Genomic DNA, 13,597 nt, shown 5'->3' on the forward strand with positions numbered 1-13,597 from the left:
CGCGCTGGCCGTGGCGCAACTTGGGAGTCCGTAGTGCACCGTACGATGCTGGCTGCTGCTTCGCTTGTCCTGACCGCCGCGCCCTGCGCCCTGCAGGCCGCCGACCTCGCCGCCGAGGTCAATCCGTTCATCGGCACCACCAACGCCGGCAATGTGTATCCGGGCCCGTCGGTGCCGTTCGGCATGGTCGCCTTCAGCCCTGAGATGACCCCGCTGCCGGGCAAGCGCTTCGCGTTTGCGGCGCCCGGCGGCTACGAGTGGCGCGGCAATGGCGTGCGCGGCTTCAGCCTGACCCACGTGTCCGGCACCGGCTGCACCGGCGCCAGTGGCGATATCCCGATCATGCCGGTCACCAGCAAGGTGGAGCTGTCCCCGTCCTCGGCCGACGCTGCACTGCGCTACGCCAGCGTGCTCGACCACAAACGCGAAAGCGCCAGCCCCGGCGCCTATACGCTGACACTCGACAACGGCGTGGTGGTCAATCTCGGCGCCACCGCGCGCACCGCCGTGGGCCAGTTCCAGTTCCCCGCCGACAAGCCGGCCAACCTGCTGTTCCGCACCTCCGACAGCGAGGTGGGCAGCACCGATTCCAGCATCGTGATCGACCCGGCCACGCGCACCGTGCGCGGTTCGGTGACCGCCGGCAACTTCTGCGGCTACCTCGCCGAAGACCGCCGCGAGAGTTATTACACCCTGCATTTCGTGGCGGAGTTCGACCAGCCGTTCGAGGTCGGTGGCACGTGGCGCGACGACACCGTGCAGCCCGGCGCGCGCGAAGGCGGCGGTGGCACCAGCTACGGCACGCAGGGCCACCCGCCCGTCGGCAAGGGCGCAGGCGGCTGGATCCAGTTCGACCCCAAGCGCAGCCCCACCGTGACCGCACGCATCGGCATCTCCTATGTCGATGAAGCCGGCGCGCGCGCCAACCTGCGCCGCGAAAGCCCGGCCGGTACCACCGTGGCCAAGACCCAGGCGGCAACCCGCGCCGAATGGAACAAAACGCTGGGCCAGGTACGCGTGGAAGGCGGCACGCCTGACGAGCGCACCGTGTTCTACACCGCGCTGTACCACGCACTGCTCGCGCCGAACCTCTTCAGCGACGGCGACGGTCGTTACCGCGGCATGGACGGCAAGGTCCACGCGTTGTCGAAAGGCCAGCGCGCGCAGTACGCCAACTACTCCGGTTGGGACGTGTACCGCTCGCAGCTGCAGCTGGTGACCCTGCTGCAGCCGCAGGTGGGCTCGGACATCGCGCAGTCGCTGCTCAACCAGGCCGACCAGAATGGCGGTGTGTGGGACCGCTGGACCCACCTCACCGGCGCCACCGGCGTGATGAACGGCGATCCGTCGCCGCCGTCGGTGGCCGCGATCCATGCCTTCGGTGGACGCAGCTTCGACCTGAAGCGCGCGTACGCCTCGCTCAAGCAGGCCGCCACCGTGCCGACCGAACGCGATCTCAGCCGCCGGGGTTGCCCGGTGCTGTGCGTGGGCCAGCGCCCGGGCCTGGACCGGTGGATGGCGCTGAAGTACATGCCGGTGGGTGCGCCGGGCTGGGGTACCGCCTCGGACACGCTGGAAATGGCCGCGGCCGATTTTGGCCTGGCCGAGCTGGCCAGCGCTGCCGGCGACAAGCAGGGCGCAGCGCAGTTCCGCGAACGCTCCGGCTGGTGGCGCAACCTCTACAACCCGAAGGCCACCGCGCAGGCCGGCTACATCCAGCCGCGCAACGCCGACGGCAGCTGGCCGGCATTCGATCCCGCCTCGGACGAGGAGTTCGTGGAAGGCAGCGGCGCGCAGTACCTGTGGATGGTGCCGTTCGACCCGGCGGGGCTGATCGCCACGCTGGGCGGGCGCGACGCAGCGATCCAGCGCCTGGATGCGTTCTTCCGCAGGGAGAATGGCGACTGGGCCGTCACCAAGTCCGGCCCGTTGCATGCCGAACTGGACAACGAACCATCGGTTGCCGCGCCGTGGCTGTACAACTTCGTCGGGCAGCCGTGGAAGACCCAGGAAACCGTGCGCCAGGCGATGCGCCAGATCTGGACCAACGCACCGGAAGGCATGCCCGGCAACGACGACCTCGGCCAGATGTCCTCGTGGTACGTGTGGTCCGCGCTCGGCCTGTACCCGCTGTATCCGGGTCGCGCCGACCTGGTGATTGGCAGCCCGCTGTTCCGCAAGGCGGTGATCCAGCGTCCGGGTGCCACGCTGACCGTCAACGCCAACGGCGCGGCGATGGATGCGCCGTACGTGCAGGCGCTGCGCGTGAATGGCGCGCCCAGCGACGCCAGCTGGCTGCCCGCCAGCTTCGTGCAGAAAGGCGGTACGCTCGACTTCGAGCTGGGGTCCACGCGCAACACGCAGTGGGGCACGGCCACGCTGCCGCCTTCCTACGGACCGGAATGATCAACACCCTGCATCCACTGCTGTTGCGCAGTGCCGCCGTGCTGCCGTGGCTCGGCCTGTTCGCGAGCGCGGCCATGGCCGTGATCGTGACGGCGTTCGGTCTGTTGGCGATGCCGTACTACGTCGATCTGTTCGGCGCGGCCGGCCAGCCGTTGCCATGGATCACCCAGGTGTTCAGCCAGGCCTGGGGAGTGGCCTGGCTGGCGCCGGTGCTGGTCGGCGCTGCGCTGTTCGTGCGGACCACGCCGTATGTGCGCATCGCCGCCGGCGTGTTCGGCTTGGGTGCGGGCGTGCTCGGTGCTGTCAGCGCGCTGTTTGCGATGTACCTGCCTTACTTCAAGCTGGCATCGCTGGTCTGATTTCCGAAGTGGCCGCGCGGGCCAGGAAGTGCGTGGCCAGCGCGTCCACGAAGCGTTGCAGCGACTCGACGTTCATCAGGTGCCCGCCTGGCAGCATGCACAGCGTGGCCTGCGGCAGGCCGGCGACCAGCGCATGCACGCCTTCCTGCGGGGCCAGACGGTCTTCATCGCCGCCGATCACCAGGGTCGGCACGCGCAACCGCGACAGGGCAGGACGACCGTCGAACGCCAGCATTGACTGCAGCAGGCGCAGCCAGTCGTCGCGGTCCTGTTCGTCGTCGGCGTTCTCCGGGTAATCCAGATACGGGGCGGCCGCCGGGCTGGACAGGAAGCGGTCCGAGAACAGCCACGGCAACACCAGCTCAAAGATCTGCTTCGGCGTGGCACCACTGGCGTAGACCGCGCCGATCGCCTTCAGGAACAGCGCGGCCTGGGTGCCGGTATGCGCGAAGGTAGCGGCCAGCACCAGGCTGCGCACCCGCTGCGGCGCGGCCAATGCCAGTGCCTGCGCCACCGTTCCTCCCATCGAGAAGCCCACCACGTGGGCGGCATCGATGCCGGCTGCGTCCATGATCGCCAGGACATCCTGCGCGAGGTCTTCAATCGAGAAGGGCGCGGTGCCCCCCGGCGTTTTGCCGGAACCGCGCAGGTCTACCGCCAGCACCCGGAAGCGGTCGGCGAGCGCGTGTTGTTCGGCGACCCAGAACGTGGCGTCGCCGCCCAGTCCATGGATCAGCACCACCGGCGGTGCATCGGCGGGGGAAGCGGTTTCGGTCCAATGGGCAGGACCGCGTGACGTCGTCATCAGGGGCATGGGAAACACCAGCAGGGCAGGCAGGGGCGGGAGGATATCGGTTGGCGCGGGCGGATGCTCATGCGGCGCGCAGGTCGGGCAGATCGATGCCGTTGGCGGCTGCCGCCATCTGCGTGTCCGGCACCGGGCCTTGGCGGTTCATGTCCACCAGCGCCTGGTTGAGGTCGACGAAGGCGCGCATGCGCGCTTCGTAACGGGCGAACGCGGCTTCCGGCGTGGTCGGTGTGTTGGCCAGTTCGCGGGCCAGCACGAACGCGCCGACCAGCGCCAGGCTGGTGCCCTGGCCTGAAAACGGTGACGCGCAATGCGCCGCGTCACCCACCAGCGCGACCCGACCCTTCGACCAGCATGGCAGTTTCACCTGCACCAGTTCGCCGAAATAGAACGCGTCGGTACTGTCCACCGCATCCACCAGCGGTTGCCAGCGCCCCCCCAATCCGCGCAGTTGCGTGCGGGTGAGCGCCTTCTGCGCGGCTACATCGTGGCGCAGTGCGCTGTCGACCTCCGCACCGAATCCGGCACCAACGCGCAGCTCGCGCCCACTGGCATCGGGGTAGACCACCACGCCCAGTTCGGCGTCGCGGTACATGCCTTCGCGGCCGTCCAGCGGCAACAGGTTGGGGGCGCTGTAGAACGCCAGCGCGCCGCCGAGCGGCAGCAGGCAGTCGTCGCCCGGCTGCACGGCATGCCGGCGGACCGGCGAGTACACGCCGTCCGCACCGATCACCACATCGTAGGTGCGCGACAGCTGGCGCGCGAAACTTGCGGTCACGCCGTTCAAGCCGGGCGTCAGCGCCGTGATGTGTTCGTCGAAGCAGATGTCGGCACGGTCACCAATCGCCTCGGCCAGCACCCGGCACAACGTGTCGCGGAAAATTTCGATGTCGGCGCTGTCGAGCTTGCCGCCGCTGAAGGTGCGGCTGTCATCCACGCTGACCGGTTCGCCCTGGCGGTCCAGCATGCTCATCCCGCGCAGGCGGGTGCGCTGTGCCTGCAGTGTGTCGTGCAGGCCCATGGCCTTGACCACCTCCAGCGCCACGCCGCGGATATCCACCGCATGGCCACCATCGCGCAGCAGCGGCGCCTTCTCCACCACGGTGACGGGGAAGCCGAAGTGGCGCAGCCACCAGGCGGTGGCAAGGCCGGCGACACCGGCGCCGGAAACGAGAACGGTAGGAAGCGGGGGCATGGCAAGCGATCCAGGAAGGGAGTGCGCACAGACTAGGGCGATGCGCGCGGTGCTTCTTGACCTGGGTCAAGCCGGAACGATCAGTGTGGCGCGGGCAGCCCGAGCAGTTCAGAAAGGCCCAACCAGCCGATCTGCACGCCGATGCACAGGATCACGAACGCCAGCAGGCGCAGCATCACCTGCATGCCGGTGCGGCCGAGCAGGGCCTGCAGCCGGCCGGCGTAGCGCATGCACAGGTAGATCAGCGCGCATAGCGCTACCAGCGCGCTCGCGGCTGCCACCACGTGCACCACCTCCGGGCCCTGTTCGGGCGAGGTGGTGCCCACGGCGGTTGCCACGGCGATGGCGCCAGGGCCGACGGTCAGGGGCAGGGTGAACGGATAGAAGGTCTGCGACTCGACCGAGGCGTCGAGGTCCAGATCCTGGCGTGCCTCGGCCTGGGCCGCACCGGTCAGCGAGACCCGCTCCGGTTGCGCGGGCGCATTGAGCAGCCGCCATCCCGTGGCTGCGATCACCAGGCCACCGGCCAGGCGCAGTACCGGAATCGAGATGCCGAAAAAGGACAACACCCAGGCACCGATGCTGATCGACACCGCCAGCATTACCAGGCTGTTGAATGCCACCGCGCGCGCCACCCGCGCACGTTGCGTCTGCGAGGCATCGGGCAGCAGTCCGAGCACCATCAGCGCCGCGCCCGGAGGATTGATCACCGGCAGCAGGCTGGTGAAGATCACCAGAAAGGCATGGCTGAATTCATTCCACATGATGCTTTCCATTGGGCGGGCCGGGATCGCGTGCCCACCTTGCCAGAAAAAAGCCGCACGCGATGCGTACGGCTTTGAGGGTTAACCAGCGAACCGGCTCAGTAGCCCCACCAGGGCTGGCAGTGCAGGTGGCCGTACGGGCCGCGCCAGCAACGACCACCCGGATACGGGTGCGGACCGCCGCCCCAGCCCCACGGACGCGGGCCATACATCGCCGGGCCGTACCACCAGTCGATGAACACGCTGGCATGCTGGCCGACGTCGGGCAGGGTGCCGCCCAGCACGCGGATGTCATAGGTCAGGTTGCCGGCGCTCAGGCGCGGGTTGGTGAGCTCGACCACAGCCAGGTCGGTCTTGCCGTTGACCACGGTGGAGACCGTTGCGTTCGGCGGGTCCTTCTGGAAATCGTCCTTGCCGCTGCCCCAGTAGCTGACGAACTTCGCGGTGGACACATCGCCGGTCATGCGTTCGGGGCGGTCGGTGAACATCAGGGTCTGCTCGCCCACGCCCTTCAGGGTCATGGTCTTGCCGTCGGACTGGAAGCCGTTGCCGGTCTGCACGAACAGCCAGTTGGCGGCCGGCATCGGTTCGACATTGCCGGCGGGCGCCGCTGCCTTTGCGCTTGCGGGAGCGGCCTGGGCGCTCAGTGCGCACCAGGGCAGAAGGAGCAGCATCGCCACTCCGAGGGAAAAACGCTTCATTGCTGTCTCCGAAAAGGGGTTGGGGGCGAGGGCAGCGGAGACGGGGAGAGGGTTCGTCCGCCGCTGCCATCGCTGGGGGAGGACATTACGAGCGCGGGCCGGGCCGTCACTTGACCCAGGTCAAGCGCCACGAACACGGCCGCGAGGGTTCAGCCAGGGAGCTGCGCACGCAGCTGGCGCACCACCCGCCGCCAGGCCAAGGCGGCGATCAGCAGCAGGGTCGCGCCAAACACCAGAAGCGCCATGCGGCCACTGTCGTTGAACGCGATCAGCGCCAGCGTCAGTAGGCCGGTCACGGTGAGGGAGATCGCAACGGTGCGCGCCGGCGCGTGATCGTTCGCGTCGACGGTCGTCATCGGCGTCGGTGCGTAGGCGTCGATGCGCGCCCGCACGCGCTGCCATTGCGGCGCGGGACCCTTCGCAATGACGTGCGATACCGACAGGATCAGCACCGGCAACACCGCTCCCACCAGTACGTCGGTGAGCCGGGGGTTGTCCTGTATCCAGCGCGCGGGCGCGCGGGTGGCGAGCCACCCCAGATCCATGCCCACCCGCACCAGCACGCCGGCGATGAAGCTGATGCCGGCGGTAGCGAACACCGTGCGCGTTCCGATCCGGCCACTGAGCAGGCCCCAGAGGGTCGGCGCCATCAACGGACCGAGCAGCATGCCGGTCAACGTGAGTACGATCTTCTCCGCACCGCCCATGCTGGGCACGCACAGCGCCACCGCGATCAACGCCGCGCCGATCAGCAGTGCGAACAGGCGCCCAGCGCCGACCAGGCGGCGCTCGCTCGCCTCCGGGCGCAGACGCCGGTAGAACTGTTCGGTGAGCACGCCGGCAAACACGTTGATCTGCCCGCTGATTGCACTTGCCGTGGCCGAGAACATGGCCGCCATCATCAGGCCCAGCATGCCCGCCGGCAGCACCAGCTGGCTGGCCAGGATGTAGGCCTGTTCGGGGTCCGCGTCCGATTGCAGCATGCGGTACAGGATCGGTGGGGTCAGCCACAGGGTCGGGCTGATCAGGTACAGCGCGCCGAACAACCACGCGCTCCAGCGCGCGTCGCGTTCGGTCGGTACGCAGATGTAGCGTTGTGCGAAGGCCCATTCTGCGCCGACCAGGAAAAAGTGCACCGCGACCCAGCCTGCCATGAACCACAGCGTGTATTGGCTTGAGAAGGGTTGGAAGAAGGTATCCGGCACCGGTGCCAGCGGCACCCCGCTGTGCAGCTGCCACCACAGCAGGGGAATCACGAACAGCACCGCCAGCTGCAGCACGATGAACTGCAGCACGTCGGTCATCAGCACCGCCCACAGTCCGCCGGTGACCGTGTAGGCCACCACGACCGCCCCGAAGATGCCAATCGCCACGGCAAGCGAGAGATGCCCGGTCGCGTCGTCGCGCAGCAGGTGGCCCGGTTCCAGTGGTACCAGTGCCACCAGCATCACCGACAGCGCGTACAGCGCCACCCCGGTGGAGACGATGCGCATGCCCATCATGGCCCAGGTATACAGCTGCACCGCCTGCGGCCCGAAGCGAAGCTGCACGAACTCGGCCGGTGTGGTCACGCCCGTGCGCCGCCAGCGTCCTGCGACGAAGCTGCCCACCAGCAGGCCCGCAATGCCGATGCAGGTGTTGATCGCAATGGCGACCACGCCTTCGCGATAGGCTAGTCCGCCCCAGACCACGAAGGTGCCGGCCGACTTGAGGGTCATGAACCCGCTCAGCCCGGACACCCACCACGGCGAACGACCACCCGCAGCGAACATGTCGCGCGAGCGTCGGTTGCGTCCGGCGTAGCGCAGGCCGATCAGCAGCGTGCCGATCAGGTAGGCGGCCAGCACCACGAAATCGATCGGCGCCATCGTCAGAAGTTCATGCGCAGGCTGAGGCCGGCACGTCGGCGGAAATCTCCCGGCAGTTGCTGCGCATACGCATTGGCACCCCCAGCGGTACTCACCGGCATGATGTTGGCGGCATAGCGGGTGTCGGCCAGGTTGTGCACGTACACGCCCAGCTCGACCCTGCCATCGGCGAAGATCAATCCTGCCGAAAGGTCGACGATGCCATACGCGCGCTGGGTCATCCGTGGGTTCTGGCTGATGTCGAACACCACTGCGTCCTGCCAGCGGTAGTCGCCCTGGACATAGACATCCATCGTCGCGGTCAGCGGCGCGTCGTAGCGCGCGCCCAGCACGCTGCGCCAGCGTGGCGCGTTCATGAACGGCTTGCCGTCCAGGTCCTGCACGAACGCACCGCCGGTGCCGGTCGGAAGGCAACCCTGCGCGGCCGTCTGGCCGGTGTAGCAGGGGCCGTTGGGCACGCCGTCGAAGCGCGCATCCAGCCACGTCACCCCGCCGCTGAGGCTGAAGTACGCGTGCGGGCGCGCGATGAATTCCAGCTCCACCCCGTCGATGGCCACGCCGCCGGCACTGGTCAGCAGGAACAGCCCCTGCGTGGCGCTGTAGGTCTGTGCCTGGTAGTCGTCGATGCGGGTGCGGAAGCCGGTCAGGTTCAACATAAGTGCGTTGTCGAGCCAGGTGCTTTTCAGCCCGGCCTCGAACAGTTCGGAGGTTTCGGCAGGCGCGGGCAGCTGCGCGAACTGGGCCGCAGTCAGCCCCAGCGTGGCGGCCAGGCCTTCGCCCTTGTAGCCGGTGCCCCAGCCCAGGTAACCGGTGACGACCGGGGTGAACGCATAGCTGGCGCTGAGCCGGCCGATGCTGGCGCTGTCGCGGTAGCGACCGCTGACCGGCCCGAACGCCGGCAGCGTGGCGGATTGGTCGGCACCGTTGAAGCGCGCATCCTGCGGCCGCACGAAGCGCAGCCGCTGGCGTTCGGTAAGCAGGCGCAGCCCGGCGGTCAGGGTCAGCCGTTCGCGCGGGCGCCAGTTGGCCTGGCCGAACATCGCGGCGTTGCGGCTGTCCACGTCCGAATGCCCGGCCAGCACGGCCTGGTCGCCGGGCACGCGTGGGACCACGCGGCCATCTGCCGCGATCGCAGTGGTTGCGCCGATGTTGAGGCCGCGACGGTCGAGCGCGTTGTGGACCGTACCGTCGAAGTAATAAGCACCCAGCAGGTAGTCGAACGCAGCGTCGGTGGGCGAGGCCAGCCGCAGTTCCTGGGTGAAGGTCCGGCTGGATTCGATGTTGAAATTGCGCGTGACCAGCTGCGCCTGGGTGTCGTCCAGGTCCACGTTGCTGTCGTTGTCGAAGCGGCGCCAGCCGGTGATGCTGGTCAACGTGTGCCTGCCCAGCGCAGTCCGTGCGGTCAGTGCCGCGCCGGCGTTCTTCTGTCGCACGAACGGCACCACGTCGTTGTTGACCTGGTTGTTGTTTCGGCCGACGGCGGTGCCGGTCGGCAGTGCGCGGGGATCCGTGGTCGCCTGTGTCAACGGCAGCGCGCAGCAATCGGCATCGAGCCGGCTCAGATCCGCGCTGAGGGTCACGTCCGAGCGCCGGTCGGCCGAGCGCCACTGCAGCTTGCCGCGCAGGCCATACGCACGCTGGTCGTTGAGCAAACGCCCGTCGTGCAGGTTGTCGACGTCGCCATCGCGGCTGCGCTCGAACGCCGCCAGCCGGTAGGCCAGCTGGTCGCTGAGCGGACCGGATACGGCACCCTCCAGCCGCTGCTCGTTGTCCTGTGCGAGCAGGGCAGACAGGGATCCGCTGCGGCGTTCGAAGTCCGGCGCCCGGGTGATCACCTGGATCACCCCGGCCGACGCGTTCTTGCCGAACAAGGTGCCCTGCGGACCGCGCAGCACCTCCACGCGTTCAACGTCGAGCAGATCGCTGAAGGCCGCGCCAGGACGTTGCAGGACTACACCGTCCACCACGGTGGCGATGCTGGGTTCTACCCCGGTCGAAAACACGTCGGTGCCGACGCCGCGGATGCGGATGGCGTTGTTGCGCAGCTCGTTGCCCGACGAAAACGTCACGCTGGGCACCAACGCCTGCAGTCGGCTGATATCGATCGCCTGGCGACGCTGCAGGGCTTGCCCGTCCACGACCGAGACCGCCAGCGCGATGCGTTGCACGTTCTCTTCGCGGTGCTGCGCGGTCACCGTGATCCGGTCCAGGGTCGTGGCCGAGGGCGTGGCGCGGGCGGTGGGATCCTCCCGCGCGAATGCCGCCGCTGCCGGCTGCACCAGCACCGTGAACAGGGCCATCTCCAGCGACCGCCATGGCATGTGCCACTCCGTGAACGGTGGTTCGGATTCATTCTGTAACGTGACCTGCGTCGCTGCACAGGCGTGTTCAGCTGAAAACCGACCAGTAAAACTACTGCCTGTTCAGTATCCTCCACCGTACTGCAACGGTTTGCACACGAGTACGCCAACTTGCGGAACGCCGTTCTAAAATTTAGGATCGGCAGCGTCGGCCCCAGCCCCGGACAGCGATCATGGCGCGAACCAGGCACTCCGCATCCCGCGACGACCTCGCCGAGGCCGTGGACGACGGCGACCCGCGTTTTGCCATTCCCGGTGCGCAGGCGCTGTCCAAGGGCCTGAGCCTGCTCACCCTGATCGCCGACGCCCCGCACCCGCTGCCCTTTAGCGAACTCGGGCGCTATTCCGGACTGCCCAAGAGCACGCTGCACCGGATACTGCAGACGCTGATCGAATACCGGCTGGTGCGCGTGGACGAGGCGAGCCAGACCTATCGCCTGGGTACGCGCCTGTTCGAGATGGCGCACCAGGTGTGGAGCGATTTCGACCTGCGCAGTGCCGCCGAACCGGAGTTGCTGCGGCTGCGCGAACTCGCGCAGGAAACGACCCGGCTGGGCATCCTGGAAGGTCGCGACATCCTGATCATCGACCAGCGCGACCACGTGCAGGCGATGCGCCTGGCAAACGGCGTGGGCAGCCGCCTGCCGGCGGTGGCGACCTCGATCGGCAAGGCGGTGATGTCGCATCGCCCGCCCGAAGAACTGCAGCGATATCTCAGCGGTGGACCGCTGGCCGCGCTGACCCCGCATTCGATCCTCGACCTGGCCGACCTGCAGCGCGAAATGGACCTGATCAAGGCACGCGGTTACGCGGTGTCGGTCGAGGAATCCGCACTCGGTGTCAGCGGCGTGGCGGCGCCGATCCTGGACCACCGCGGCGAAGCCATCGGCGCGGTCAGCATCAGTGGCCCGTCGTTCCGGCTGCCGCTGGAACGCCTGCATGCGCTGGGCCGCGACGTCATCGAAGCGGCGCGGCGCATTGCCGGCAACGTGGGGGAAACCTTCATGTCGATCAGCACCTCGGTCACGCCCAGCCACGCCGTGGACCACGACGTGCGCTGCGTGATCCCGCACAGCGCATTCCTGGCCGAGAGCCCGCACTGGCTCGGCGATGGACGCTCGCTGCTGTGGGTGGACATCCTGGCGCCGTCGGTCAACATCTCCAACCTGGCTACCGGGGACACGCGATCCACGCCGCTGGGCGAGCTGGTCGGCGTGGTGGTACCGCGTACCTCGGGTGGTTTCATCGCCGCCACCCAGAGCGGATTCCGCGTGCTGGACCTGCCCGGTGGCGGGATGCATCCGATTGCTGCGCCCCTGCACATGAGCGGGCGCCGCTTCAACGACGGCAAGTGCGATGCGCTTGGCCGTCTATGGGCCGGCACACTGGCCATCGATGCCACGCCCGAGCGCGGCGCGCTGTACCGGCTTGACACCGACGGCGTGCTTGACGAGATCGAAAGCGGCTTCCACATCTGCAACGGGCTCGGCTGGAGCCCGGACAACACCCGCTTCTACCTGGCCGACTCCGGTCGCCGCACCGTTTACGTGTACGACTACGCGCTGGACACCGGCCGCGTCTCGAACAAGCGCGTGTTCGCCATCTTCAGCGACTCCGAGGGCATGCCCGACGGCCTGGCGGTCGACGCGCAGGGCCATGTGTGGTGCGCGATGTGGGATGGCTGGGCGATCAAGCGGCTGGCGCCGGACGGCACCGTCGTGCGCAGCATCGACCTGCCGGTGCCACGCCCCACCAACCTGGCGTTCGGCGGTCCACAGTTGAAGACGCTGTACATCACCACCGCGCGGATCCGCCTGTCGGCCACCCAGCTGGCTGCCGCGCCGCTCTCGGGCAGCCTGCTGGCTCTGGACGTCGATGTGGCCGGCGCGCCGGTGCGCGGCTACGGCGGCTGACATGGCCCGGTACCCCTCGCTTGCGGGCAAGGTGGTGGTGGTCAGCGGGGGCGCGTCGGGCATCGGCGCGGCCATCGTGGAAGCCTTCGCGCTGCAGGGCAGCCAGGTGTGCTTCGTTGACATCGATGCCGACGCGGCGCAGCGCACGGTGGCAGCGCTGGTGGCACGTGGCATGGCCCCACCGGCGCACGCGGTCTGCGACCTGCGCGACGTCGAGGCGTCGCTGGCGGCAGTGAAGGGCCTGCTCGGCGGGCGCACGCCGCATGCGCTCATCAACAACGCCGGCAACGACCAGGCCCAGCCGCTGGGCGAGGTCACTCCGGCCGACTGGGACGACCGCGTGGCGGTCAACCTGCGTCACCAGTTCTTCCTCGCCCAGGCGCTGTCCGTGCCGATGCGGGCGGCCGGGCAGGGCGCCATCGTCAACCTCGGTTCGGTGGCGTGGCGGATCGGCGTGTCCGGTGTGCCGGTGTACTGCACGCTCAAATCGGCCGTGGAAGGGCTGACCCGCAGCCTGGCTCGCGAGCTGGGCACCGATGGCATCCGTGTGAATGCGATCGCGCCGGGCTGGGTACTCACCCAGCGGCAGCTGGCGAAGGCCGCCGCCGACCCGGGCAAGTCCGCACGCTACCTGGAGCGGCAGTGCCTGAAGACCCACCTGCGGCCGGCCGACATCGCCGAGATGGCGCTGTGGCTGTGCGCCGACGAAAGTGCGCTGTGCACCGGGCAGACCTTCACGGTGGACGGTGGCGTGGCCTGATCGGCCGCTGACCGGCTGAAGTTGCGTTGACTTGATCTGGGTCATGTGGCCGGCCTCCGGCCGCCGCTACCGTGCGCATGCCCCCCGTCCCGTCAGCGAGATCGGCATGCCTCCAGCCCCACGCAAACCTGTGCCCCCGATGCATACGCCCGGCCTCGACGAGGACATGTGCGTGCACATCTTCACCACCTCGGCCGCGATGATCGGGGTCTGCATGACCGTGGTCGGCGTGCTGCACGTGGTGAGCGTGCTGCGCAAGGTCGACACCTTCGGCGACGACCTGCTGTGCATCAACTCGCTGATCTACCTGGCCTCGTGCCTGACCGCCTACTGGGCGCTGCGCACCCGTCGCCGCAAGCGCAACCGCGTCCTTGAATGGGCCGCCGACTGGCTGTTCCTGGTCGGGCTGGTGCTGAGCACCGTCGCCACCGCCTTCATCACCTGGGCGGTTGCCGGCACCTGA

The 13,597-nt window shown here is 68.5% G+C and carries 11 protein-coding genes; 5 read left to right on the top strand and 6 right to left on the bottom strand.

Features of this window, described 5'->3' with window-relative positions; all coding sequences use genetic code 11:
• The first annotated feature begins 33 nt into the window (after positions 1 to 33).
• Positions 34 to 2,406 (top strand): GH92 family glycosyl hydrolase, encoded by a 2,373-nt coding sequence (locus tag RYM47_RS07470; RefSeq protein ID WP_315386908.1) that lies wholly within the window; start codon positions 34 to 36, stop codon positions 2,404 to 2,406.
• Positions 2,403 to 2,765: a hypothetical protein gene (locus tag RYM47_RS07475; RefSeq protein WP_315386909.1), complete on the top strand. Its 363-nt coding sequence runs from the start codon at positions 2,403 to 2,405 to the stop codon at positions 2,763 to 2,765. Before RYM47_RS07470 ends, RYM47_RS07475 begins: the two co-directional genes overlap by 4 nt.
• Here the strand turns inward: RYM47_RS07475 and RYM47_RS07480 are convergent.
• The 6 genes from RYM47_RS07480 to RYM47_RS07505 all read right to left on the bottom strand — a co-directional run bounded on the left by RYM47_RS07480 (position 2,743) and on the right by RYM47_RS07505 (position 10,422).
• The gene (locus RYM47_RS07480) at positions 2,743 to 3,579 is read right to left on the bottom strand and encodes an alpha/beta fold hydrolase (RefSeq protein ID WP_315386911.1); all 837 of its coding nucleotides are present in this window, start codon (positions 3,577 to 3,579) and stop codon (positions 2,743 to 2,745) included. The two genes, RYM47_RS07475 and RYM47_RS07480, sit on opposite strands and share 23 nt — an antisense overlap.
• Before the next feature lie 58 nt (positions 3,580 to 3,637).
• Positions 3,638 to 4,768: an FAD-dependent monooxygenase gene (locus tag RYM47_RS07485; RefSeq protein ID WP_315386912.1), complete on the bottom strand. Its 1,131-nt coding sequence runs from the start codon at positions 4,766 to 4,768 to the stop codon at positions 3,638 to 3,640.
• An 80-nt stretch (positions 4,769 to 4,848) separates the two neighbouring features.
• Positions 4,849 to 5,532, bottom strand: a complete 684-nt coding sequence (locus tag RYM47_RS07490; RefSeq protein WP_315386913.1) for a MarC family protein — start codon at positions 5,530 to 5,532, stop codon at positions 4,849 to 4,851.
• Positions 5,533 to 5,630: 98 nt separating this feature from the next.
• Positions 5,631 to 6,233: a hypothetical protein gene (locus RYM47_RS07495; RefSeq protein ID WP_315386914.1), complete on the bottom strand. Its 603-nt coding sequence runs from the start codon at positions 6,231 to 6,233 to the stop codon at positions 5,631 to 5,633.
• Positions 6,234 to 6,382: 149 nt separating this feature from the next.
• Positions 6,383 to 8,101 (bottom strand): hypothetical protein, encoded by a 1,719-nt coding sequence (locus RYM47_RS07500; protein ID WP_315386915.1) that lies wholly within the window; start codon positions 8,099 to 8,101, stop codon positions 6,383 to 6,385.
• 2 nt (positions 8,102 to 8,103) lie between these two features.
• On the bottom strand, positions 8,104 to 10,422 hold the full coding sequence (locus RYM47_RS07505) for a TonB-dependent receptor (protein WP_315386916.1): 2,319 nt from the start codon (positions 10,420 to 10,422) through the stop codon (positions 8,104 to 8,106).
• A gap of 212 nt (positions 10,423 to 10,634) precedes the next feature.
• On the opposite strand from RYM47_RS07505, the gene RYM47_RS07510 reads away from it, so the two are divergent.
• From RYM47_RS07510 to RYM47_RS07520, 3 genes are all read left to right on the top strand, one after another.
• Positions 10,635 to 12,374 carry an SMP-30/gluconolactonase/LRE family protein gene (locus RYM47_RS07510; RefSeq protein ID WP_315386918.1) on the top strand — a complete coding sequence of 580 codons (1,740 nt, stop codon included), beginning with the start codon at positions 10,635 to 10,637 and terminating at the stop codon, positions 12,372 to 12,374.
• 1 nt (position 12,375) lies between these two features.
• A complete protein-coding gene (locus tag RYM47_RS07515) occupies positions 12,376 to 13,134 on the top strand; it encodes an SDR family oxidoreductase (RefSeq protein WP_315386920.1) in 759 nt (252 codons plus the stop codon).
• A gap of 139 nt (positions 13,135 to 13,273) precedes the next feature.
• Positions 13,274 to 13,597, top strand: coding sequence for a hypothetical protein (locus tag RYM47_RS07520; protein WP_315386921.1), 324 nt, complete (start codon positions 13,274 to 13,276; stop codon positions 13,595 to 13,597).

It is taken from the genome of uncultured Stenotrophomonas sp. (genome assembly GCF_963519125.1).
Classification (GTDB): Bacteria; Pseudomonadota; Gammaproteobacteria; order Xanthomonadales; family Xanthomonadaceae; genus Stenotrophomonas.

Coding starts and splice junctions, on each gene's coding strand:
- RYM47_RS07475 (WP_315386909.1), top strand. CDS start 2,403: ATGATCAACACCCTGCATCCACTGCTGTTGCGCAGTGCCGCCGTGCTG.
- RYM47_RS07480 (WP_315386911.1), bottom strand. CDS start 3,579: ATGCCCCTGATGACGACGTCACGCGGTCCTGCCCATTGGACCGAAACC.
- RYM47_RS07485 (WP_315386912.1), bottom strand. CDS start 4,768: ATGCCCCCGCTTCCTACCGTTCTCGTTTCCGGCGCCGGTGTCGCCGGC.
- RYM47_RS07490 (WP_315386913.1), bottom strand. CDS start 5,532: ATGTGGAATGAATTCAGCCATGCCTTTCTGGTGATCTTCACCAGCCTG.
- RYM47_RS07495 (WP_315386914.1), bottom strand. CDS start 6,233: ATGAAGCGTTTTTCCCTCGGAGTGGCGATGCTGCTCCTTCTGCCCTGG.
- RYM47_RS07500 (WP_315386915.1), bottom strand. CDS start 8,101: ATGGCGCCGATCGATTTCGTGGTGCTGGCCGCCTACCTGATCGGCACG.
- RYM47_RS07505 (WP_315386916.1), bottom strand. CDS start 10,422: ATGCCATGGCGGTCGCTGGAGATGGCCCTGTTCACGGTGCTGGTGCAG.
- RYM47_RS07510 (WP_315386918.1), top strand. CDS start 10,635: ATGGCGCGAACCAGGCACTCCGCATCCCGCGACGACCTCGCCGAGGCC.
- RYM47_RS07515 (WP_315386920.1), top strand. CDS start 12,376: ATGGCCCGGTACCCCTCGCTTGCGGGCAAGGTGGTGGTGGTCAGCGGG.
- RYM47_RS07520 (WP_315386921.1), top strand. CDS start 13,274: ATGCATACGCCCGGCCTCGACGAGGACATGTGCGTGCACATCTTCACC.